The organism is Kitasatospora sp. NPDC096128 (assembly GCF_040303105.1).
Taxonomy (GTDB): domain Bacteria; phylum Actinomycetota; class Actinomycetes; order Streptomycetales; family Streptomycetaceae; genus Kitasatospora.
This window is the reverse complement of sequence record NZ_JBEOSP010000079.1, coordinates 1-23453: the sequence shown is the minus strand read 5'-3', so window position 1 is coordinate 23453 and position 23453 is coordinate 1. Positions and strand designations below refer to the sequence as shown.

The following is a 23453-nucleotide window of genomic DNA, read 5'->3' as shown; positions in this document are numbered from 1 at the left end:
AGTGAGGGCACGGTGCTGATCACCGGCGGTACCGGTGGCCTCGGCAGGGTCGTGGCCCGGCACCTGGCGGCCGAGCACGGCGTGCGCCACCTGCTACTGGTCAGCCGTCGTGGCGCGGACGCCGAGGGCGTCCAGGCGCTGGTCGCCGAGTTGGCGTCGGCCGGTGCGGAGGCGGTGGTCGAGGCCTGTGACGTGGCCGACGAGGCCGCCGTGGCAGACCTGTTCGCGCGGCACGAGATTCGCGCGGTCGTGCACACCGCCGGTGTGCTCGACGACGGCGTGATCGGCTCGCTCACCCCCGAGCGTGTCTCGGCTGTCCTGCGTCCGAAGGCGGACGCGGCGTGGAACCTCCACCGGGCCGCCGGGGGCGTCGACGCCTTCGTCCTGTTCTCGTCGATGGCCGGCACGTTCGGCAGCGCGGGCCAGGCCGCCTACGCGGCAGGCAATGCCTACCTGGACGCCCTGGCGGTCCACCGCCGCTCCCTCGGCCTGCCCGCCGTCTCCCTCGCCTGGGGCCCCTGGTCCGATGTGGCGGGCATGACCGGCACGCTCACCGACGCCGAGCGCGAGCGGATGACCCGCGCAGGCGTGCCGCCGCTCGACCCTGAGCACGGGCTGGCGCTGTTCGACGCGGTCGCCACCGGCGCCGGGCCGACCGTGCTGCCCGTCCGGTTGGACCTGCCCGCCCTGCGGGACCGGGGCGACGTCCCCGCCCTCCTGCGCGGTTTGGTCCGGACCTCGGCGCGCCGAGCGGCAACGGCCCCCGCCGCGATCGACCTGGCCCGTCGGCTGTCGGGCCTGGGCGGTGAGGAGCGGCGCGAGGCCGTCCTGGAGCTGGTGCGGGACCAGATCGCGCTTGTGCTCGGCCACGAGGGCCGGGCGTCGGTGGACCCGTCGCGGGCCTTCCAGGACCTCGGCTTCGACTCGTTGACGGCGGTCGAACTGCGCAACCGGCTGCGGACCGCGACCGGTCTCCAGCTGCCGGCCACCGTCGTGTTCGACTACCCGACCGCCCACGCGCTCGCCGGCTTCCTGCTGGAAGGCCTGTTCGGCACTGCGGAGACCGTGGAACTCCCGGCAGCCCTGCCCGTCCCGTCCGACGATCCGATCGTGCTCGTCGGGATGGCCTGCCGCTACCCCGGCGGCGTGGCGTCGCCGGAGGACCTGTGGCGCATGGTGGCCGACGGCGTGGACGCGGTGTCGGATTTCCCGGCCGACCGCGGCTGGGACGTCGAGACCCTCTACGACCCGGACCCGGACCACAGCGGCACGTCCTACACCCGGACGGGCGGCTTCCTGCGGGAGGCGGCGGCGTTCGACGCGGCGTTCTTCGGGATGAGCCCGCGCGAGGCGCTGGCGACGGACGCGCAGCAGCGCCTGCTGCTGGAGACCTCGTGGGAGGCCTTCGAGCGGGCCGGCATCGATCCGGTGACGCTACGCGGCAGCCGGACGGGAGTCTTCGCGGGCGTGATGTACGCCGACTACGCGAACCTGCTCGGCGGCGGTGAGTTCGAGGGCCATCAGGGCAGCGGCAGCGCCGGGAGCGTGGCCTCGGGCCGGGTGTCCTACACCCTCGGCCTCGAAGGCCCGGCGGTCACGGTCGACACGGCCTGCTCCTCCTCCCTCGTCGCGATGCACCTCGCCGCCCAGGCCCTGCGCAGTGGCGAGTGCACGCTGGCCCTGGCCGGCGGCGTGACGGTGATGTCCACCCCGGCGACGTTCGTCGAGTTCTCCCGGCAGCGCGGCCTGGCCGCGGACGGCCGCAGCAAGGCCTTCGCCGAGGCGGCGGACGGCGTCGGCTGGGGCGAGGGCATCGGCATGGTGGTGCTGGAGCGACTGTCGGACGCCCGCCGCAACGGGCACCGCGTCCTCGCGGTCCTGCGGGGAAGCGCCGTCAACCAGGACGGTGCGTCCAACGGCCTCACCGCGCCCAACGGTCCGTCGCAGCAGCGCGTGATCCGGCAGGCACTGGCGAGCGCCGGGCTGTCGTTCGCCGACGTGGACGCAGTCGAGGCGCACGGCACGGGCACGACGCTGGGCGACCCGATCGAGGCGCAGGCGCTCCTCGCGACGTACGGCCAGGACCGCGAAGTCCCGCTGCTGCTCGGCTCGATCAAGTCGAACATCGGCCACTCCCAGGCCGCGGCCGGCGTCGCGGGCGTGATCAAGATGGTGCTCGCGATGCAGCACGGAGTGCTCCCGCAGTCCCTGCACATCGACCAGCCCTCCACCCACGTCGACTGGACGGCCGGCGCCGTCGAGCTGCTCACCGAGCGCACCGACTGGCCGGCCACCGACCATCCGCGCCGTGCGGGCGTGTCGTCCTTCGGGATCAGCGGCACCAACGCGCACGTCATCCTGGAGCTGCCCGAGTCGGCGGAGCCGGAGACCGAGGCCGCACCCGGCCTGGTGCCCTGGGTGGTGTCCGCCAAGTCCGAGGCGGCGCTGGACGCGCAGCTCGCGCGGCTCACGGACGCCGGGGAACTGCCCTCCGCGGACGTGGCGTTCACCTTGGCCGGGCGGTCGGCGCTGCCGCACCGCACCGTGCTCGTGGACGGCGTGGAGGCGGCCCGAGGAGTCGCGGCCGACGGCAGGACGGCGTTCCTGTTCTCCGGCCAGGGCTCGCAACGGCTCGGCATGGGACGGGAGTTGCACGCCCGGTTCCCGGTGTTCGCCCGTGCCTTCGACGAGGTCTGTGCGACGCTGGAGCTTCCGCTCCGGGACGTCGTGTGGGGCTCGGACGCGGACCTGCTGAACCAGACCGCATACGCCCAGGCCGCCCTGTTCGCCGTCGAGGTCGCGCTCTACCGTCTCGTCGAATCCCTCGGCGTGCGTGCGGAGTTCCTGGCAGGGCACTCGATCGGTGAGGTCGCCGCGGCACACGTGGCCGGGGTGTTCTCCCTGGCCGACGCCTGCGCCCTGGTGGCCGCCCGCGGCCGACTGATGCAGGCGCTGCCGTCCGGCGGCGCGATGCTCGCGATACAGGCAGCGGAGGGCGAAGTGCTCGCCCTGCTGGGCGACTTCGTGTCGATCGCCGCCGTCAACGGCCCGCGCTCGATCGTCGTCTCGGGAGCGGAGGACGATGTCGCGGCGATCGAGGCGCACTTCGCCGACCGGCGGACCACGCGCCTGCGGGTCTCCCACGCGTTCCACTCCCCGCTGATGGACCCGATGCTGGCGGACTTCCGCGAGGTCCTCAACGGGCTGACGTACAACATCCCGTCGATCCCCGTCGTCTCCAACCTCACCGGTGCCCTGGCCGAGGACCTCACCACCCCCGACTACTGGGTGCGCCACGTCCGCGAGGCCGTCCGCTTCGCCGACGGCGTCCGCACGCTCCACGGGGCAGGCGTCCGCCGCTTCCTCGAACTCGGCCCCGACGCCGTCCTCACCGCGCTCACCGCGAGCGCGCTGCCCGACGACGCCGACGCCGTGGCCGCCCCCGCGCTCCGCAAGGACCGGCCCGAGGAGGCGAACCTCCTCCAGGCCCTCGCGAGCCTGCACGTCCACGGCGCGAAGGTCGACTGGCGGGCCCTGCTCGCCGGAGTCGGCCGGCACCTCGCCGAGCTCCCGACCTACCCGTTCGAGCACCGGGACTACTGGCCGACCGGCCTGCCCGCCGGCCGCGGTGCCGAGTCCGCCGGGCTCAGGAACGCCGAACACCCGCTGCTCACCGGCTCGCTGGAGCTGGCCGACAGCGACGGCCTGCTGTTCACCGGCCGCCTGTCGGCGCGGTCCCACCCGTGGGCGGCGGACCACGTCGTCATGGGCTCGGTCCTGGTGCCGGGTACGGCGCTGGTGGAGCTGGCCGTGCGCGCCGGTGACGAGGTCGGCTGCGACGTCGTCGAGGAACTGACCCTCGCGGCGCCGCTGATCCTCCCGGGGACGGGAGCCGTGCAGCTCCAGGTCGCCGTCGGGGCGCCGGACGACGCGGGCCGCCGGCCCGTGAGCGTCCACTCCCGGCCCGGCGCGGGCGGCCCGCACCCGTGGACCCTGCACGCCGGCGGCGTGCTGGGCACGGGCGCGGCACCGGCGGCGTTCGACGCCTCCGTGTGGCCGCCGGCCGACGCCGAGGAGGTCGACCTGACCGGGCTGTACGAGGGCCTGGCGGAGGCCGGGTTCGGTTACGGCCCCGCCTTCCAGGGCCTGCGGACGGTATGGCGCCGCGGCGACGAGCTCTTCGCGGACGTCGCCCTGCCCGAGGGCGTCGAGGGCGGCGCCTACGGTCTGCACCCGGCTCTGTTCGACGCCTGCCTGCACACGCTCGCCGTGGGCGGCAGTCTTGGGGAGGGCGGTGCCGGCGAGGGCGGCGCCGGGGTGCCGTTCGCGTGGGAGCACGTCGCGCTGCACGCCTCCGGGGCGTCCGCGCTGCGGGTCCGGCTGGCGCCGTCGGCGTCCGGCGGACTGGCACTCGCCGCGGCCGACACCGAGGGGCGGCCGGTCGCATCGGTGGGCTCGCTCACCGTCCGGCCGATCGCCGCCGAGCAGCTCGGCGCGGCGCCCCGCCCGGCCGGCCACGACGCGCTGTTCCGCCTCGACTGGGTGCCGGTGCAGGTGCCCGCCGACGTGGACGTGGCGTTCGTCTCCGTCGAGCCGACCGCGCAGGCGCTGACCGAGCTCGCCGCAGGGGCCGGCGTGCCGCCGGTGGTGCTGGTCGAACTCCCCGCCGGCGACGCCGAATCAGTGCACACCAGGGTGACCGCCGTCCTGGAGCTGGTCCAGGCGTGGCTCGCGGAGGACGCGTTCGCGGCCGCCCGGCTGGTGTTCGTGACGAGGGGCGCGGTGTCCGGTGCCGACCTCGCCGGGGCGGCGGCCTGGGGCCTGGTCCGCTCGGCGGCCGCGGAGGAGCCGGGCCGGTTCGGGCTGCTCGACCTCGCCACCGCCGAGACCGCGCTGATCCCTGTCGCCCTCACCGTCGATGAGCCGCAACTCCTGCTCAGGGACGGCGAGTTGTTCGCCGCCCGCCTCGCGAGGGAGGAGCTCGCGACCGAGGCCCCGAGCTGGCCCACCGAGGGCACGGTGCTGATCACCGGTGGCACCGGCGGCCTCGGCCGCCTGGTGGCCCGGCACCTCGCCGCCGAGCACGGCGTGCGCAGCCTGCTCCTGGTCAGCCGCAGCGGCGCCGCCTCGGACGGCGTGGCCGACCTGGTCGCCGAACTCGCCGGGCTCGGCGCCGAGACGGCCGTAGAAGCCTGCGACGTCGCCGACGAGGCCGCCGTCGCCGGGCTGTTCGCCCGCCACGACATTCGCGCGGTGGTGCACACCGCGGGCGTCCTGGACGACGGGACGATCGGCTCGCTCACGCCCGACCGCATCGGCGCCGTCCTGCGCCCGAAGGCGGACGCCGCGTGGAACCTCCACCGGGCCGCCGAAGGCGTCGAGACCTTCGTCCTGTTCTCCTCGGCGGCCGGCACGCTCGGCAACCCCGGCCAGGCCAACTACGCGGCGGCCAACGCCTTCCTGGACGCACTCGCGCGCCACCGCCACTGCCTCGGCCTGCCCGCCGTCTCGCTGGCGTGGGGCCCGTGGACCGGCACCGGGGGCATGACCGGCACCCTCACCGAGGCCGAGGCCGAACGACTGGCCCGGGCCGGCATGCCGCCGCTCACGCCCGAACTGGGCCTCGCCCTCTTCGACGCGACCACGGCCGGCACGGCACCCGCCGTCCTGCCGCTCCGCCTCGACCCGGCCGCCCTGAGCCGGCGCGGCGAGATCCCGCCGCTCCTGCGGGGCCTGGTGCGCGGGCCGGTGCGGCGCGGCTCGGCCGCCGGCGTGGACAGTGGGACGGGCGACGGCGCCGGGTTCGTGCGGCGGCTGTCCGAACTGCCGGGCACCGAAGGGCGCGAGGTGCTGCTGGCGGCGATCCGCCGCCAGGCGGCCGTGGTTCTCGGCCACACCGACGCATCCGCGGTGGACCCGCAGCGGGCGTTCCAGGACCTCGGGCTGGACTCGCTGACGGCGGTCGAACTGCGCAACCGTCTGGGCGTGTTGGTGGGCCTTCGGCTGCCGGCCACGCTGGTCTTCGACCACCCGACGATAGCCGAGCTGACCGACCACCTGTTCGAGCGGCTCGGCCTGGAGCCCGAGCCCACCGCGGGCCCGGCCGCGCTGTTGGCCGGACTTGACCGGTTGGAGCAGGCGTTGGGGACGACCGAGGTGGACGGATCGGACGAGGCGCTGTTCGCGCAGGTGGCCGCCCGCCTGGAGGTGATGCGCTCGAAGTGGCTCGCCGCTCGGAGCGCCGCTGCCGCCGACGGACTCTCGGGCACCGGGGCCTTCGACTTCGAGTCAGCCTCGGACGACGAGATGTTCGACCTGCTGGACAACGAACTGGGCCTGCCCGACTGACAACGCGCCCCGCCCCTCCCCGCGTCGCGGGAGCCCGAACCCGGGGCTCCCGCGACGCCCCGTCCGCGGTCCTGACCGTCGGCGACGGTGCTCGACCCAACCTCTCCGACACCAGTTCTGGACACTCTCCTAGCCGCTCCGGCCGCACAGTTGGCGGCATCGTGCGGCCGATGGCGCCGCACCACGGGCCGGGAGGCGACGGATGGGAACGATGGTGCTCGGAGACCTGCTCGACGAGGCGGTGCTGATACTTCGGAGTGCGGACGCGCGGCAGGAAGCGGAGGAACTCGCCGCCCGGGTGCTCGGCGTGGAACCGGCCGGGCTGGACCCGCGGAGGGACGTCGACGGCCGATCGGTACGGCGGCTGCGGGACCTGGTGGGCAGAAGAGCCGACGGCGTGCCGCTCGGTCACCTGATCGGCCGGGTCGTGTTCGCCGGCCTCGAACTCCTCGTCGGACCCGGCGTGTTCGTGCCGCGGGTGCACAGCGAGCTCGTGCTGGCGGCCGGCCTGGAGGTCCTCGCCGGCACTGCCGGGCCGACGGTGGTCGACCTGTGCGCCGGCTCCGGGGCGATCGGGCTGGCCCTCGCGCACGCCCGGCCGGACGCCCGGGTGCACGCGGTCGAATTCGACCCGGTTGCCGCGGACTTCGCCCGCCGCAACGCGGCCCGCCGCGCCATGCTCGGGGACACCGAGATCTCCGTCCACGAGGGCGTGGCGGACCGGGCGGGCACGCTGACCGGTCTCGCGGGCGAGGCGGACCTGGTGCTCGCGAACCCGCCGTTCATGCCGGACACGGCCGACGTGCCGGACGAGTTCGGCCGCTACCAGCCCCGCCAGGCCGTGTTCGGCGGAGCCGACGGCCTGCGGGTCGTCCGCCAGGTGGTGGAGGCGGCGGCGGGGCTGCTGCGGCCGGGCGGGACGCTGGTGGTCGAGCACGGCCACCTGCACGGCGCGACGGTTCCGGCACTGCTACGTGAGCCCGGCTGTTTCACCGCGGTGAACTGCCGGCCCGACCACGAGGGCTGGCCGCTGTACTCGACGGCCGTCCGTACCGACGCCGACGCCACTTCCTCCTGACCGGCAGACGGCCGGGCCCCCGTCCGCAGGAGCGGAAGGGGGCCCGGCCGGTCGTGTTCAGCGGGGTGTCAAAGGCCGCCGGAAGCCGGCCACCGCTAGCCACGCGCCGACCCCCGCCACCGCCGCGCCGAGCAGCAGCGCCGGGACGGCGGTGCCCGTGCCGGGAAGGCCGAGGGCGAGGGCACGGGTGGAGTCGATGGCGTACGTGAGCGGGTTGACGTGGGCGACGGCGGCCAGCCAGTCCGGGAGGTCGGCGGTCGGGACGTAGGCGCTGGAGGCGAACATCAGCGGGAGCACCGCGATGATCGCGAGGTTCTGGATCGGCTCGGCGCGGCGCAGCCAGGCCGCCGCCGCGATGAACAGCCAGCCGAGGGCCCAGCTCATGAACAGCGTCAGCCCGATGGAGGCCACGACCGCGCCGGCCCCGCCCCTGGGGTTGTAACCGAGCACGAGGATGCCGAGCAGCAGGATGATCACGGCCTGGACGGCGGCGCGCACCAGCGTGGTGAGGCTGCGGGCGACCAGCAGCGAACTCGGCGCGACGGGCAGGCAGCGCAGCCGCGCGACGATGCCGTTCTGCAGGTCCTCGACGAGGCCGATCCCGGACTGGACGGCGGACTGCACCGCGTTGTCGACGAGGACGGCGGGCAGGACGAAGTCCAGGTACGTGACGTCCGGCGGGAAGTGCGGCGGGAGCCCCATCCGGCTGAACACCTGGGACAGCACCACGAGCGTGATGACCGGCTGGAGCAGGCCGAAGAGCAGCACCGCGGGGTCGGTCACGAGCGCGCGCAGCGACCGGCCGGTGAGGATGCGGACCTGGGTGAGCCGCGAACTGCCGCGCCAGGCAGGCACAGTGGGCATCGGCGTGCGGTGTGGTCGGCCGGTGTCGAGCGTGGTGGTCACCGAGCGGGTCCTTCCGGGCTGACGAGGCTGACAAGGCTGGCGGGGCAGTCGGCGCGGTGCGCGAGGGCGAGGTAGACGTCGTCCAGGCCGGGCTCGCCGAAGGTGAGCTCCGAGGCCTCGATCCCGACCCCGTCGAGCGCCCGGACGACGGCGGCGATGTCCCGGGTGGCCTCGATCGGGACGACGAGGGCGCTGCCCTCGCGGCCGGTGACGGGGGCGAGTCCGGCTCGGCGCAGTGCCTCGGCGGCGCGCTCGGAGCCGCTCCCCGAGTCGCTCCCGGCAGGCCCGTCGAGGACGACGGTGACGGTGCGCCGGCCGACCCGGGCCTTGAGCTCGGCGGGGGTGCCGTGGGCGACGACGGTGCCGCCCGAGAGCACGGTGATGGCGTCGGCGAGCCGGTCGGCCTCGTCGAGGTACTGGGTGGTGAGCAGGACGGTGGTGCCCTCGACGACGAGGCCTTCGACGATCTCCCAGAGGCCGAGCCGGCTGACCGGGTCGAGGCCGGTGGTGGGCTCGTCCAGGAACACCACCTCGGGCCGGCCGACCAGGCTCGCGGCGAGGTCGAGGCGGCGGCGCAGGCCGCCGGAGTAGGTCTTGGCAGGCCGGTCGGCCACGTGACCGAGGTCGAACAGGTCGAGGAGCTCGACGGCGCGGGTTCGGGCGGCGCGGCGGCCGGCGCCGAGCAGACCGGCGAGCAGGAGGAGATTGTCGCGCCCGCTGAGCCGCCCGTCGACGGTGGCGTACTGGCCGGTGAGGCCGATCCGGCGGCGGACCTCGGCGGGGCGGCGCCGGACGTCGAAGCCGGCGACGCTGGCCCGGCCGGTGGTGGGCGCGAGGGCGGTGGTGAGGACGCCGACGAGGGTGGTCTTGCCGGCGCCGTTGTGGCCGAGCAGGGCGAGCACGCTGCCCCGGGGGACGGCGAGGCTGACCGAGTCGAGGGCGCGGACGGTGCCGAAGGTCATGCCGACGTCGACCGCCTCGATCACGAGGTCGTCGTCGGCCGCGGCGGGCGGGGGCGGGGCGGTGCGGGCGGGCATGGTCGGGTCTCCGTACGGGGGATCGGCAGGGGCTCGCGGCCTTTCAGCCGACGGGGTCAGTCGACGGCGTCCATCAGGCGGAAGAGCTCCTCGTCGGTGGCCGCGTCGAGGTCGGGCCCCGGGCCGGGGCGGGCCGAGCCGGCGGGTACGGCGCAGCGCCGGGCGAGGTCGCGCAGCCGGGTGGCGGTGGCCGGGTCGAGGGCGGTGCCGGCGGCGAGCAGCGCGGCGAGCCGGTCGACCAGGTCGGCGGCGGTGGGTTCCGGTGCGGCTCCCCGGTCGAGCCGGGCGCCGAGGGCCCGGGCGACGGCGGCCGGGGACGGGTGGTCGAAGACGAGGGTCGCGGGGAGGGCGGTGCCGGTGGCGGCGGCGATGCGTTCGCGCAGCTCGATCGCGTTGACGGAGTTGACGCCGAGGTCGGAGAACGCGTGGGCGGCATCGAGGTCGTCGGCGCCGCGCCGGACCACGGCGGAGGTCTCGCTGAGGACGATTTCGAGGAGGAGGGCGTCGCGTTCCTCGGGGCTCGCTGTCGCGAGTCGGTCGTCGAGGAGCGGCGCGTCGGCAACGGCTTCGGCCGGCGTCGTCGGGGCGGCGGCCGCGAGCCAGTACGTCTGCCGCTGGAACGGGTACGTCGGGAGCGGCACGGGCCGGGCGCCGGGCAGGACGGCGTCCCAGTCCACCGGCACGCCGTGCAGGTGGAGGCGCCCGGCGGCGGCGAGCAGCGCCCGCGTCTCGCCCGCCTGGTCCGCCGAGCCGGTCGCGATGACGGCGGCCGACGGTCCGACCTCCCCGGCGGCCAGGCACTCGTCGAGCATGGGTGCGAGCGCGGCGGCGGGCCCGAGTTCGAGGTAGGCGTCGACGCGCGCCGCCTCCAGCCGCGAGACGGCGTCCCGGAACCGGACCGGTTCCCGGGCCTGGCACACCCAGTGGCCGGGGTCGCGGGCCTCGTCGACGGTCAGTGGGCGGCCGGTGACGCCGGAGACCAGCGGCACGGCGGGCGCGGCGAACGACAACCCCTCCAGCACGCCGCGGAATTCCGCCAGCATCGGCTCCAGCAGCGGCGAGTGGAAGGCGTGCGACACGCGCAGGCGCGTCGTCCGCCGGTCGGCGAAGTGGGCCTCGACCGCCGCGACGGCGCCCTCGGCGCCCGAGACGACGACGGACGACGGCCCGTTGACGGCTGCGAGCGAGACGAACTCGCCCAGCAGCGGCAGGACTTCGTCCTCCGTCGCCCGGACGGCGAGCATCGCGCCACCGGCCGGGAGGGCCTGCATGAGCCGCCCCCGGGCGGCGACCAGCGTGCACGCGTCCACCAACGACAGCACCCCGGAGACGTGCGCGGCGGCGATCTCGCCGACCGAGTGCCCGGCCAGCAGGTCGGGCCGCACGCCCCAGGACTCCAACAGTCGGTGGAGCGCGACCTCGTGGGCGAACAGCGCGGGCTGCGCGAACTCCGTCCGGGCGAGCATCGGTGCGGAGTCGTCGTCCCACAGGACGGGGCGCAGCGGCTGCTTCAGCAGCGGATCCAGGACACCGCACACCTCGTCCAGGGCGGCCGCGAACTCCGGGAACGCGGCGGCGAGTTCGCGCCCCATCCCGGGTCGCTGGCTGCCCTGCCCGGCGAAGACGAAGGCGAGCCGCCCGCCACCGTCGCGCCGACCGGTCGCCGGGGCGACCGACGAGGGCTCCCCGGTGGCGAACCGCCTCAGCGCGTCCACGAGTTCGGTGCGGTCGGTGCCGACCAGCAGCGCCCGATGGCCGTGGACGGCCCGGGTGGTGGCCAGCGCGTGCGCGAGGTCCGGCAGGGCGTACGAGGGCTCGGCGGCGAGGTGCTCGGCCAGCCGCCCGGCCTGGGCCCGCAGGGCCGGCTCGCTGCGGGCGGAGAGCACCAGCGGCACCGGACGATCCGTGGAGCCTTCCGGAGTCGCGGGCGCCGCGGGAGCCTCCTCCAGCACCACGTGCGCGTTGGTCCCGCTGATCCCGAACGACGACACGCCCGCGCGCCGCGCCCGACCGGCCTCCCGGGGCCACGGCTGCGCCTCGGTCAGCAGCCGGACGGCGCCGGAGGACCAGTCCACCCGGGCGGTCGGTTCGGTGACGTGCAGGGTCTGCGGCAGCAGGCCGTGCCGCAGCGCCTGCACCGTCTTGATCACCCCGGCCACTCCGGCCGCCGCCTGGGCGTGCCCGAGGTTCGACTTGACGGACCCGAGCCACAGCGGCCGGTCCGCCGGGCGCGCGCCGCCGTGGACGGCGAGCAGTGCCTGCGCCTCGATCGGGTCGCCGAGCGAGGTCCCGGTGCCGTGGGCCTCGACGGCGTCGACGTCGCCGGGGGCGAGCCCCGCGTCGGCCAGTGCGCGGCGGATCACGCGCTGCTGCGCGGGGCCGTTGGGCGCGGTGATGCCGTTCGAGGCGCCGTCCTGGTTGACGGCCGAGCCGCGGACGAGGGCGAGCACCGGGTGCCCGTTGCGCCGCGCGTCGCTCAGCCGCTCCAGGACGAGCAGGCCCGCGCCCTCGGACCACGCGGCGCCGTCGGCGTCGTCCGAGAAGGACTTGCAGCGGCCGTCGGGGGCCAGGCCGCGCAGCCGGGAGAACTCGACGAACGACCCCGGCGTGGCCATCACCGCGACGCCGCCGGCCAGGGCGAGCGAGGACTCGCCCGAGCGCAACGAGCGGCAGGCGAGGTGGAGGGCGACGAGCGAGGAGGAACACGCGGTGTCGACGGTCATCGCAGGGCCCTCCAGGCCGAAGCAGTACGAGATCCGCCCGGCGAGCGCGCTGCCGGCGGTGCCGATCCCGAGGAGTCCCTCCAACTCCGCAGGGGCGCCGGCACCGTAGTCGTGGTACATCGCACCGGTGAAGACGCCGGTGCGGCTTCCGCGCAGCCCGGTCGGGTCGATGCCGGCGTGCTCCAGCGCCTCCCAGGCGGTCTCCAGGAGCAGCCGCTGCTGCGGGTCTGCGGCCAGCGCCTCGCGCGGGGAGAAGCCGAAGAAGGCGGCGTCGAACCGCCCTGCACCGTCCAGGAATCCGCCCCGGCGGACGTAGGACGTCCCGGGGTGCCCGGGGTCGTCGTGGAAGAGGCCGTCGAGGTCCCACCCGCGGTCGGCAGGGAACGCGGAGTCGGTGTGGGTGCCGTCGGCGACGAGCGTCCAGAGCTCGTCGGGGGAGGAGACCCCACCCGGAAGGCGGCAGGCCATGCCGACGATCGCGACCGGCTCGTCGGAGGCGTCGTACGGGCCCTCGTCCGGTCGGTCCGGCGCGGTGCCCGACAGCAGGGACGCGACGGCGGCCGGGGTGGGGTGGTCGAAGCCGAGGCTCACCGGCAGCGGACGGCCGGTCTCCTCCGCCAGCAGGTTGCGCAGCCGGACGGTGCGCACCGAGTCCAGCCCGTACGCGCGGAACGCCGTGTCGGCGCCGATCGCCTCGTCGTCCCGGCCCCGCTCCATGACCTCGGCCGCGCACGAGCGCACGAGGTCCAGCGCGTCGCGGTAGTCGAGCGCGGACGGGCCGGGGACGGACGCCTCCTGGGCCACCAGTTCCTCCAGCGACCGTCGGTGCAGCTTCCCGGCCGGGGTGCGCGGGAGGTCGTCGACGGTCACCAGTTCCAGCGGCATCTTGTACTCGGCGACCTCCCGTTCACGGAGGAAGCCGGTGACGGCCCGCAGCCTGATCGCCGGATCCGCCGCACGGGTGAGCACCAGGCACGGGATCTCGCCGAGCCGCGCGTCCGCCCGCCCGACCACCGCGAGTGGGCCGATGCCCGGCATCGCCGCCAGCAGCTCCTGGACCTCGGTCGCGTCGAACTTCCGCCCGCCCACGTTGATCAGCTCCGCCGCTCGCCCGTGGAAGCGCAGCAGCCCGTCCTCCCCGAGGCTCGCCCGGTCGCCCGTGCGCAGCCAGCCGTCCGGCGTGATCGCCGTAGCGGTCAGCTCGGGCTCGCGGTAGTAGCCGCGGAACATGCTCGGGCTGCGGTACTGGAGGTCGCCCGGTGCGCCTGGGGGCAGTTCGCGCCCGTCCTCGCCGGTGATCCGCACGCGCGCCCCGTTGGTCGGCCTGCCCACGCTGCGCACCGCTGCCGCGTCCGGGTCGGCCGGCGAGGTGCGGGTGCCGGTGCCCAGTTCGGACATGCCCCACACCACCACCAGCTCGCCGCCGAGCGCCGCCCGCACGTCCGCGGCCAGCGCGGCGGGGATCGCCGCCCCGGCGGTGCGCACCTGGTGCGGCCGGAATCCGGCGGGCCGTCCGTCACGGGCCAGGGCACCGACGATGTCGTACAGCTGCGCCGGGACGGCGAAGACCGCGCTGGGTGCGGTGCGCCGGGCCAGCGCGAGGAAGCGCTCGGGATCCCAGCCGCGCAGCAGGACCTGCCGACAGGCCCGGAACAGCGCGGTGTGCAAGGACTGCAGGCCGAACAGGTGGGTGAGCGGGCAGGCCGTCAGGATGGAGCCGGCGAAGGCCGCGCCGCCTTCCTCGGCGACGGGGGCGGTGTTGGAGAGCAGTCCGTCGTGGCTGTGCAGGCAGATCTTGGGCCGGGCCGAGGTGGTGCCGGAGGAGGGGATCAGGACCAGCGGATGGTCCGGCAGGACTTCGACCGGGTGCGGTTCCCGGCCGGCGTGTTCCGCCATCGTCCGGGCGAGCGAGCGGACCCCGGTCGGCAGCCCGTCCGGATCCCCGGTGACGAGGACCGTCCGCAGCGACGGTACGGCCGTCGCCAGGGTGCCGGCCGGCTCCGGTGCGAGCAGGGCCGCCACCGGGTCCACCCGGCCCAGCAGCGCCCGCACGTCGGCGGCGCCGTAGCCGGCGTGCACCGGCAGCATGACCGCGCCGACGGTGGCGACGGCCAGGTGCGCGGTCTGGTACTCCCAGCAGTTCGGCAGCTGGACCGCGACCACGTCGCCCGGGCCCACGCCCAGCTCCTGGAGCGCCCGGGCCAGCGCGGCGACTTCGGCCCGCCACTGACGCCAGGTCAGCTCGCGTTCGCCGTCGACCAGGGCGACGGCGTCGGGGGCGCGCCGTACGGCCGCCGCGAACACCCCGGGCAGGGTGTGACCGCCCAGCGCCCCGGGTGCCCCGGAGGCCGGATCGATCGCGTAGTCATCGCTGTGGACGGACACCTTCACTCCCGAGGTCGGTGCGGGTTGCGGCTGTCATCCTCGGTCGGAGGCCGCCGGGAAAGCCCTAGAGGCGTTCTGGAGCCGGCGTGCGGCGGCGCGGGCAACGGCCGGGCGCTGCTCGGGGAATGTGGTGCCCAGGAGCGTCAGCAGCGGGCGGGCCTTCACCACTGTCTCGTCGAACTCGGCCTCGGCGTCGGAGAGGGCGATGATCGCGCCGCCCACCCCGTAGCGCAGCCGCCCCTCGCTCATCACGGCGGTGCGGATGACGATGCTCAGATCGGCGGCGCCGGTCAGTGAGAAGTAGCCGATCGCGCCCGAGTAGATGCCGCGCGCGCCGTGCTCCAGGCGGTCGATGATCTGCATGGTGCGGATCTTGGGCGTGCCCGTCATGGAGCCGCCGGGGAAGGCCGACCGTACGCCGTCGACCGTGCTGCAGCCTGGGCGCAGCCGCGCCCGTACGGTGCTGACCAGCTGGTGGACGGTGGCGTACGTCTCGACGTCGAAGAGCGGGTCGGCGACGACGGATCCGGTCTCGGCGCACCGCCCGAGATCGTGTCGGACGAGGTCGACGACCATGAGGTTCTCGGCCCGGTCCTTCTCGCTGGTCGCCAGGTCGGCGACCAGCAGGGTGTCCTCCTGCGGGGTCGCGCCGCGCGGGCGGGTGCCCTTGATCGGCTTGGACTCCATCAGGCCGTCCGGCCCGATCCGGAGGAAGCGCTCGGGCGAGGAGCTGAGCACGGACAGCTCGCCGAAGCCGAGGAAGGCGGCGAACGGTGCCGGGCTGATCCGCCGCAGGGCGCGGTAGGCCTGCCAGGGGTCGAACGTGGCCGGGGCGTCGATCATGTTGGTGAGGCAGACCTCGTAGGTCTCGCCGGCCCGGATCTCGTCCTGGCAGGCGTCGATGAGCTTGAGGTAGGCCTCACGGGGGTGGCGCAGCCGCAGGCGGGCCGACGGGCCGGGCGGGTTGCGGACCGGTGGGTCGGTGCGCGGTACCGGCCCGGTGAGCCGGGCGGCGGTGTCCCGCAGCCAGGCTCTGGCGGGGCCCTCCAGGCCGTCCTCGGCCAGGGCGAGCAGGTGGGCGGTGCCGTCGCGGTGGTCGAGGACGACCGCCCGGTCGGCGAAGACCATGACGGCGTCCGGGTCGGGCGAACGGTGGGCGCGGTCGCCGCCGCATTCGGCCTTGAGCTCGTAGCCGAGGCAGCCGACCCAGCCGAGCGCGAAGTCGAACGGCAGCTCGGGTACTTCCGTACGCAGCGAGCGCAGGTCCGTGTCGAGCCAGCTCAGGAACTCCTCCTCCAGCACCTGGGTGCTGCCACCGCTCGTCACCGTGACGGTTCCTCGGGACACGTCCGCGCTGACCACCCGGGCGAGCGGGCCGGAGGCGTTGCCCGCGATGGAGACCTGGCCGAGCCGCCCACCGGGGAGGCTGCTGTCCAGCCAGAACGGGTGGCTGCCGGTGCGGAAGAGCCGGTCGAAGACGGTCTCGGCGTCCCACCGGGTGTCGATCTTCCGGGCCAGGACGGTCAGTTGCCGGGTGGCCGGGAGCGGCGTGGGGTCGGACTGGGCGCGGGGCGGCGGTGCGGCGGGGCCGCGCCGGCGGCCGGGGCGCTGTGTGAGGTTGAACTGTTCGGCGAGGTCCCGGAAGTTCGCGAGCAACTGTTGCCCGGCCTCGGTGCCGATCGACTCGGGGTGGAACTGCACGCCCCACAGCGGGAGTTCGCGGTGGCGCAGCGCCATCACCACGCCGTCGTCGGTGGCCCAGGCGACCGGTTCCAGATCGGGGGAGAGGCTGGTGACCGCGAGTGAGTGGTAGCGGACGACCTCCAGCGGGTCGGGCAGGTGGTGGAAGAGTCCGGTGCCGGTGTGCCGTACGTCCGAGCTGCGACCGTGCCGGGGCTCGGGCGCCCGGCCGACGGCGGCGCCGTGGGCGAGGGCGAGACCCTGGTGGCCGAGGCAGACGCCGAGGACGGGCAGTCGGCCCTCGCGGGCGATTCCGGCGCAGTGGCCGAAGTCGGCGGGGTTGTGCGGTGTGCCGGGGCCGGGGGAGAGGACGACGGCGTCGAAGCCGTCGAGCAGCTCGGGTCGGAAGGACGGGTCGTCGTTGCGGACGACCTCCGGCTCCCGCCCGTTGACCTCGGCGAGGTAGTGGAACAGGTTGTAGGTGAACGAGTCGTAGTTGTCGACCAGGAGAGTGCGCATCAGTGGTCCTTGTCCTGCCGGTGCAGCCGGGCGGGGCCGGCGGTTGGTCAGCGGAGCGCGGCGAGTTCGGAGGCGATCTCCCGCAGGACCGCCGTCTGCTGCTGGGCCAGGAAGAAGTGGCCCCCGGGGAGGACCTGGAGCCGGAAGGCGCCGGTGGTGTGGTGTTGCCAGGCCCGGGCCTCGGCGAGGGTGGTCCGTGGGTCGGCGTCCCCGGTGAGCGCGGTGATCGGGCAGCCGAGGACGCGCTCCGGCCCGCAGGTGTAGCGCTCGACGGCGCGGTAGTCGGCGCGGATCGCGGGCAGCGCCATGCGCAGGATCTCATCGTCACCGAGCAGTTGGGCGCTGGTGCCGTTGAGCAGCTTGAGCTCGGCGATGACGCCCTCGTCGTCCTGCTGGTGCACGGTCTCGGTCCGGGTGGTGGACGGCGCCCGGCGGCCGGAGGCGATGACGGCCCGGGGCGCGTGGGTGCCCTTCCGTTCGAGCCGCCAGGCGGTCTCGAAGGCGAGGACGGCGCCCATGCTGTGGCCGAAGAAGACGGTGGGGCGGTCGTCCAGGGTGAGCAGCTCGTCGGTGATCCGGTCGGCGAGGGTGTCGATGTCCTCGACGCAGGGCTCCAGGCGGCGGTCCTGCCGCCCCGGGTACTGCAGGGCGATCACCTGGGTGCCGGCGGAGAGGGCCGCGGAGACGGGGTGGTAGAAGCTGGCGGAGCCACCGGCGTGCGGGAAGCACACCAGGCGCACGGGGTGATCGGCTCCCGGGTGGAAGCGGCGCAGCCAGAGCGTGCTCGACGTGTCGGGACTGGTCACGGGGTCGATCCTCTTTCGGTGCGGGATTCAGTCCCGGTGGACGGTGATGGCGCCGGACGGACAGAGCGTGGCGGCCAACTCGACCGCGTCCGGGTGTGTGTCGGCCGCGCCGGGGTCGATCAGTTCGACCACGCCGTCGTGGTCCTGGTCGAAGACGGCGCCGGCGTTGAGCACGCACTGGCCCGCGCCGACGCAGCGCGCGGTGTCGACGGTGACGCGCATGGACATCTCTCCTGGGGCGGTGTCGTGGACGGGGGCTACCAGCGGACCGGCAGCGCGTGCAGGCCGCACAGCACGCCGTCGTACTTGAACGGCAGTTCCTCGGTCGGCACCGCCAGGTGCAGGCCCGGGATGCGCTCGAAAAGCCTTCGGTAGGCGATCTCCATCTCGATCCGGACCAGGTTCTGGCCCAGGCACTGATGGACGCCGTAGCCGAAGGCGACGTGGTGGCGCTCGGTCCGGGCCGGGTCGAAGGCGTGCGGGCAGGCGAAGGCCTGCTCGTCGTGGTTGGCCGCGGCCACCAGCGGCACGATGCCCTCGCCGGCCCGGATCAGCTGGCCGGCGATCTCGACGTCCTCGGTCGCGACCCGCAGGGAGACCAGGTCGGCCACCGAGTGGAAGCGCAGCGTCTCCTCGACCACCCGGTCGTCCCCGACCCACTGGGGATTGCTCAGCAGGGTCACCACGCCGAGTGCGATGTTGTTGGCGGTGGTCTCGTGGCCGGCGATCAGCAGCAGCATCAGCACCCCGGACATCTCCCGGGGCTCGATCGCGCCGGTCGCCAGCAGTCGACTGATCAGGTCGTCCCCGGGCCAGTTCTGCTTGATGGCGACCAACCGGTCGATGTAGCGCAGCAGTTCGCGCGAAGCGGTGTCGCGCTGTCGGTCGGTGGACGCCCGGATGGCGACCAGGGTGCGGGTGCGGGACTCGAAGAAGTCCCGGTCGACCGGTGGCACGCCGAGCAGCGCCGAGATGACCAGCGAGGGGACGGGCAGGGCGAAGTCGGCCACCAGGTCGGCCTCGTTCCCGGCGGCCAGCATGGCGTCGATGCACCGGTCCACGGTCTGTTCGACGGCGGGCCGTAGCTCCCGGACGCGGCGGACACTGAATTCGGGGATGAGTGCCTTGCGGAAACGGTCGTGCTCGGGCGAGTCCAGGCCGACGAACCACCCGGGGATCTGCTCCTGGCGGGGCACGCCCATGGTCTGGCTGATGGTGGGGAAGCCCGGGTGGTCGGGGTTGGAGCTGATCCTTCGGTCGGTCAGGACGGCCCGGACGTCCTCGTGCCGGGTGACCAGCCACACCCGGTTCCCGTTGGGCAGGTGGCTCACCACCAGGCCGCGCTGCTCGCGGTAGTCCTGGTAGCGGGGCGGGGGAAAGGCCTCGCCGGGCCTGCGCAGGGGGAAGTCGACCACCCGCGGTTCGGCGTTCGTCATGTCGTCGGGTCTCCCTCGGGCGCGGTGCGCGTCAGGACGCGTCGTAGAACGCGCGGACCCGCTCGATCACGCGGTCCTGGTCTGCGGTGGTCAGGGCGGTGTAGGTGGGCAGGTAGAGGCCGTCGGCGGCGAAGCGGGTCGCGTTGAGGCCGGTCCAGGCCGGGTCGAGGTAGCCGGGCTGGCGGCTCATCGGCTGGAAGAACAGCCGGGTCTCGATGCCTTCCGCGGTCAGGAAGTCCCGGAGTCCGCCGCGGCGTTCGGCGCGCAGGTCGTACATCCACAGCACGTCCCGGGGCGGCATCAGGGTGATCCCGGGGACGTCCCTGAGGCCCTGGTCGTAGCGTCGCTCGATCTCCTTGCGGGCCGCGAGGAACTCGTCCAGTCGTTCGGTCTGGGCGAGGGCGACGGCGGCCTGCATGGCCGTCATACGGAAGTTGTAGGCGAGCTTCTTGTGCAGGAAGCTGTGGTCGGCGGTGAAGGCCATGGCCCGCAGGTGGGCCAGCTGGCCGGCCAGGCGGGGGTCGTCGGTGAGACAGATGCCGCCTTCGCCGGCTGTGATGATCTTGTTGGCGAACAGCGAGAAGCAGGCGATGTCGCCGACCGGGCGGATGCCGTGGGCCTCGGAGGAGTCCTCCACGACCCGCAGGTTGTACTGGTGGGCGATCTCCATGACCGCCGCCATGTCACACCGGCGGCCGTAGACGTGCACCGGCATGATCGCCTTGGTGCGCGGGGTGATCCGCTCCTCGATCCGGGCGGCGTCGATGTTCAGGTCGTCCGCGCAGTCGACGAAGACCGGGGTGGAGCCGGTGTAGGTCACCGCCCAGGCGCAGGCGATCATGGTGAACTCCGGCACGATGACCTCGTCGCCCGGGCCCACGCCGAGCGCGCGCAGCGCCAGCGTGAGCGCCGCGGTGCCCGAGGAGCAGGCGACGCCGTGGGCGGAGCCGTTGTACTCGGCGAAGGCCTCCTCGAAGCTCCGGACGTACGGACCCTGCGAGGAGATCCAGCCGTCGCCGATCGTGCGGGTGACGTACTCCAGCTCCCGCCCGTCGAGGCTCGGCCGGGACACGGGGATGGTGAAGGGCATGGGGTCCTCACTCTGGGACGGGGCGCCACGTGACGCGTTGCCGCGTCGCGGGTCGGCCCGGGGGTGACGGTGGGGTGGGTGATCAGGCCAGGGCCGGCAGACCGAGCAGGAGGTCGGCCGCGGCGGACCGGCCGCCCGCCGCGCGCTGCGCGCTGCCGATGCGTTCGGCGCGCTCGCGGAAGGAGCGGTCCCCGAGTACCCGGGTGAGCTTGTCCACGACGTCGTCCGGGTCGAGGTCCTGCGGCCGGTCCAGGGTCAGGCTGATCCCGAAGTCCCGTCCGCGCACGGCCTGGTCGTAGCAGTCCACCCACAACGGCCGGACCACCAGCGGCTTCCCGAAGTACACGCCCTCGTGGAAGCCGTTGCCACCGCCGTGGGTGAAGAAGACCCCGACCTTGGGGTGGGCCAGCACGTCCAGCTGGGAAGGCAGCCAGCTCTCGATCCGCAGGTTGCCCGGCAACTCGTCGCGCGGCGGCAGGAGGTGCTGCTGCTCGGCCGGCAGCCGCCACAGCACCTGGTGCCGGCCGTCCAGCCGCCGCGCGACCTCCACCAGGTCTCCCACCTGCGGCTGGGTGAGCCGGGTGATCGTGCCGAAACCCATGTAGACCACGGAGGACTGGGCGTCCAGCCAGTCCATGACACCGGTCGCGTCCTCGGCCCGCGAAGCCTCCGGCAACGGTGGCACCATGGCCCCGACGAGCTCCACCTTCCCCGGGATCTCGAACGGGTAGTCCAGCTCCCGCACGGAATTGCACAGCACCATTTCCGCACGGTCGATCCGGGTCATCGGGCTGGGCTTCGGAAGGCCCAGTTCCTTGCGCAGCCGGGCGTCCTCGGAGAGCACCTTTCCCATCGCCGGGTGGAAGAACAGCGCGAGCGTGCGGAGCTTGAAGAGCCGGTTGCGCAGCCGTTGACCGAAACCCATCGGGTAGGGTAGGCCGGAATGCGGAACGGGGAAATCCGTCGGGGTGTAGGAGGGCCCGAAAGGGCTGTGCGAGGTGAGCACATTGCTCGGAAGGAACGGGACGCTCAGGACGAACGGAATGCCCCGGGTCAGCGCCAGGTCGACGGCGAAGGCACTGACGCAGTCGATGACCATCAGGGCCGGCTCGCACTTGTCGACCACCCGTGCGAGCCGGCGGTACTTCTCGGCCTGCAGATCGGGTCGGTAGGACTGACGGATCACCGCTCGGTGCGCCTTGAACCGGGACGGCTGGGTCACCTGACGGTACACCTCGTCGCTCCAGCTGACCGCGGACAGCTCGGAGAAGACCTCGCCGAGGGAGGCGAACTCCACCGCCGACCGGTCCGCGAGGCCCAGTACGTCGGCCCGCCGGGGCTCGTCGGTGGCGAACCAGAGGTCGGGCACGCCCCGCCGGGCCAGCTCGCCGGCCAGCACCAGCAGGGGGTTGAGCAGGCCGCTCTCCGGAAGGCTGACAAACAGGATCGGCCGTTGCGCGGCGCTCATCGGACTCCCTCAGGGCGGGGGGTTGGCGGTCGGAACTGCACCCCACCTTGGTCTCACGCCCGGCGCCGGGAATTCCTTAGTCCTCGGCACGGCCGGCCCCCGCCCCTGGCCGATCGTCCCCTTGTGTCCCGATTCGACCGGAAGTCCGGCCCCTCAAAGGGGAGTCGACGGTTCCGCCCTGTGCTCCCCGGACGGCCCTGCGGACACGGGCGGCCGTCCACCGAATTCAGGGGTCGGTGCGGTCCTGGTCAGGATGGTTCGGGTGCCCGCAGGCTTCTTGACGGGTCCCATATATTCCTGGTCGGGGGGCTTGAGTACGATGACTCACCGTCAGTCGCAATTGCGGTACGTCCCAGGCAAAGCCGCCCGGAATAGCGGGATTGTCATCGAGCCTCTCTTCAGTACGCCCATGGAATCGGCCGGAAATGGGCGCCGACCGCCGTTGACCGGTACTCACCGGTTCCCGGGGTTCCGCGCAGGGTTCACTGCGGCTCAGGCCGTCGGAGAAAGCGCCGGTATACCCGAGGAGATCAAATCGCACTCGTGCCCTGAAGGGATCCGACTTTCCGTGGCGACTTCTTATGCAACCCAGGCCGGTGCCGCACGGACCATCGAGCCCGACCGCGCCCTGGACAGCGGCGCGGGATCGCAGCATCACCCGCTGGCCGGGCAGCCCGGCCTGACCATGGCCCAGCTCGACCGGGCCCTGACCATCCGGCAGGCCAACGAGGCCTTCTTCTGGCAGTTCGGGCGCTCCTCGGTCGACCTCTGTGGCCGGACCTTCAGTGACCTCGTGCACCCGAGCGTCCAGCAGCCCCTGCTGCGACAGTTCTCCGGGCTGATCGAGGGCCGGCGCGACCGCTTCGCCACCGACGTCATAGCCGTAGGTGCGGACGACGAGACGTTCACCGTTCCGCTCACCGCCGTCATGGTGCGCGGTGGGCTCCCCGACGAGTCGTCGATCCTCGTGATGATGCCCGACGGGCGTCCGGAGGCAGGCGGGTCCGAGGTCGTGGTCGGCCAGAAGAAGCTCCTGAGCGAGATCGACGCGAAGATCCTCGAAGGCATCGCGGCCGGCGTCTCGACCGTGCCGCTCGCCGCCCGGCTGTACCTCAGCCGCCAGGGCGTCGAGTACCACGTGACGTGCCTGCTGCGGAAGCTGCGGGTCCCCAACCGCGCGGCCCTGGTCTCCCGGGCCTACTCCATGGGGGCCCTCAAGGTCGGGGTCTGGCCGCCCAAGGTCGTCGAGAGCTTCGTCAAGTAGCCGCACCTGAGCCCGCCGGGGAGGTCCGGCGGGCCGGAACGGGGCTCGGGAACGGGCCCGGGTGAGCAGTTCCAGGGTAGGAGTCGTGCGACAGGTCCTCGTCCCCGACCGGCAGCAATGGAGGCGTACCAGGCCTGACGACGCGACATTGGCACCCGGACGAGCGGACCCCGGACCGCCGGAGGAGGTGCGAGACCCTGGCCGGCAAGGTTCTTCCCGGTGTCGGGCTCGGTGTGTCAGGCCGGCCAGTGGTGCTCGGTGACCTGGCCGCCGCGGACGGCGACGGTGGCTTCCGGGCTGTGCGGGGTGCGCCAGATCGTGTAGTCGTCCTCGGCCAGCGGTGAGATGACGGCGCAGTAGGCGGTGCGGTCGGCCAGGTGGCGGGGCCGCACGGCCGCGTGCGTACGGGTGGTGGCGTCGGTGACGGGGCTGACTTCGATCTCCAGGCCGTCGTCGTCCGGGCCGGTGTGGATGATCAGGGCGCCGAGGGTGCCGCCGATCTCCAGGACGACGCTGCCCTCGCGTGAAGGGGCCGGCAGCGGCGCGTGGACGTGTGGGTGGGTGTGCGGGTGGGTGTGCGGGTGGGTGGGGGTGTGCTGCTGGGTCATGGGCTCGTTCTCGCTCGTCGGTGCGGGGCGCGGGATGTCGCGGGCGTGCCGCGGTGCGGGTGCCCCGGGCACAGAACGGAAGAGCGACGGGAAGCGAACGAGAGT

The 23453-nt window shown here is 73.9% G+C and carries 13 protein-coding genes; 3 read left to right on the top strand and 10 right to left on the bottom strand.

What is annotated here, in order from left to right; genetic code table 11:
* Positions 1–6348: type I polyketide synthase (locus tag ABTY61_RS40425; RefSeq protein ID WP_502895525.1), on the top strand; the 6348-nt coding region annotated here is incomplete at its 5' end.
* Positions 6349–6550: 202 nt separating this feature from the next.
* Positions 6551–7426, top strand: coding sequence for a N5-glutamine methyltransferase family protein (locus tag ABTY61_RS40420; RefSeq protein ID WP_350510231.1), 876 nt, complete (start codon positions 6551–6553; stop codon positions 7424–7426).
* A 57-nt stretch (positions 7427–7483) separates the two neighbouring features.
* Here ABTY61_RS40420 and ABTY61_RS40415 read toward each other — a convergent pair whose 3' ends face one another.
* From ABTY61_RS40415 to ABTY61_RS40375, 9 genes are all read right to left on the bottom strand, one after another.
* The gene (locus ABTY61_RS40415; protein ID WP_350510230.1) at positions 7484–8332 is read right to left on the bottom strand and encodes an ABC transporter permease; all 849 of its coding nucleotides are present in this window, start codon (positions 8330–8332) and stop codon (positions 7484–7486) included.
* Complete coding sequence (locus ABTY61_RS40410; RefSeq protein WP_350510229.1) at positions 8329–9369, bottom strand: ATP-binding cassette domain-containing protein; 1041 nt, start codon at positions 9367–9369, stop codon at positions 8329–8331. The genes ABTY61_RS40415 and ABTY61_RS40410 overlap by 4 nt, the downstream gene beginning before the upstream one ends.
* A gap of 56 nt (positions 9370–9425) precedes the next feature.
* Positions 9426–14477, bottom strand: a complete 5052-nt coding sequence (locus ABTY61_RS40405) for a type I polyketide synthase (protein ID WP_350510228.1) — start codon at positions 14475–14477, stop codon at positions 9426–9428.
* Positions 14478–14510: 33 nt separating this feature from the next.
* Positions 14511–16676 carry an aminodeoxychorismate synthase component I gene (gene pabB, locus ABTY61_RS40400; RefSeq protein WP_350510227.1) on the bottom strand — a complete coding sequence of 722 codons (2166 nt, stop codon included), beginning with the start codon at positions 16674–16676 and terminating at the stop codon, positions 14511–14513.
* A gap of 47 nt (positions 16677–16723) precedes the next feature.
* On the bottom strand, positions 16724–17482 hold the full coding sequence (locus ABTY61_RS40395; RefSeq protein ID WP_350510226.1) for a thioesterase II family protein: 759 nt from the start codon (positions 17480–17482) through the stop codon (positions 16724–16726).
* A 27-nt stretch (positions 17483–17509) separates the two neighbouring features.
* A complete protein-coding gene (locus tag ABTY61_RS40390) occupies positions 17510–17704 on the bottom strand; it encodes a ferredoxin (protein ID WP_350510225.1) in 195 nt (64 codons plus the stop codon).
* A 35-nt stretch (positions 17705–17739) separates the two neighbouring features.
* On the bottom strand, positions 17740–18918 hold the full coding sequence (locus ABTY61_RS40385) for a cytochrome P450 (protein WP_350510224.1): 1179 nt from the start codon (positions 18916–18918) through the stop codon (positions 17740–17742).
* Positions 18919–18949: 31 nt separating this feature from the next.
* Entirely contained in the window at positions 18950–20008 is a 1059-nt protein-coding gene (locus ABTY61_RS40380; protein WP_350510223.1) for a DegT/DnrJ/EryC1/StrS family aminotransferase, read from the bottom strand.
* 82 nt (positions 20009–20090) lie between these two features.
* Positions 20091–21476, bottom strand: a complete 1386-nt coding sequence (locus tag ABTY61_RS40375) for a glycosyltransferase (RefSeq protein ID WP_350510222.1) — start codon at positions 21474–21476, stop codon at positions 20091–20093.
* A 685-nt stretch (positions 21477–22161) separates the two neighbouring features.
* On the opposite strand from ABTY61_RS40375, the gene ABTY61_RS40370 reads away from it, so the two are divergent.
* Positions 22162–22740, top strand: coding sequence for a LuxR C-terminal-related transcriptional regulator (locus ABTY61_RS40370; RefSeq protein ID WP_350510233.1), 579 nt, complete (start codon positions 22162–22164; stop codon positions 22738–22740).
* Positions 22741–22976: 236 nt separating this feature from the next.
* Here the strand turns inward: ABTY61_RS40370 and ABTY61_RS40365 are convergent, their stop codons facing one another.
* Positions 22977–23348, bottom strand: a complete 372-nt coding sequence (locus tag ABTY61_RS40365) for a hypothetical protein (RefSeq protein WP_350510221.1) — start codon at positions 23346–23348, stop codon at positions 22977–22979.
* Positions 23349–23453 lie beyond the last annotated feature (105 nt).

What these genes read in the sequence shown, in the direction of transcription:
- ABTY61_RS40420 (WP_350510231.1), top strand. Translation starts at nt 6,551, where the DNA reads ATGGGAACGATGGTGCTCGGAGACCTGCTCGACGAGGCGGTGCTGATA.
- ABTY61_RS40410 (WP_350510229.1), bottom strand. Translation starts at nt 9,369, where the DNA reads ATGCCCGCCCGCACCGCCCCGCCCCCGCCCGCCGCGGCCGACGACGAC.
- pabB (WP_350510227.1), bottom strand. Translation starts at nt 16,676, where the DNA reads ATGCGCACTCTCCTGGTCGACAACTACGACTCGTTCACCTACAACCTG.
- ABTY61_RS40390 (WP_350510225.1), bottom strand. Translation starts at nt 17,704, where the DNA reads ATGCGCGTCACCGTCGACACCGCGCGCTGCGTCGGCGCGGGCCAGTGC.
- ABTY61_RS40385 (WP_350510224.1), bottom strand. Translation starts at nt 18,918, where the DNA reads ATGACGAACGCCGAACCGCGGGTGGTCGACTTCCCCCTGCGCAGGCCC.
- ABTY61_RS40380 (WP_350510223.1), bottom strand. Translation starts at nt 20,008, where the DNA reads ATGCCCTTCACCATCCCCGTGTCCCGGCCGAGCCTCGACGGGCGGGAG.
- ABTY61_RS40375 (WP_350510222.1), bottom strand. Translation starts at nt 21,476, where the DNA reads ATGAGCGCCGCGCAACGGCCGATCCTGTTTGTCAGCCTTCCGGAGAGC.
- ABTY61_RS40370 (WP_350510233.1), top strand. Translation starts at nt 22,162, where the DNA reads ATGGCCCAGCTCGACCGGGCCCTGACCATCCGGCAGGCCAACGAGGCC.
- ABTY61_RS40365 (WP_350510221.1), bottom strand. Translation starts at nt 23,348, where the DNA reads ATGACCCAGCAGCACACCCCCACCCACCCGCACACCCACCCGCACACC.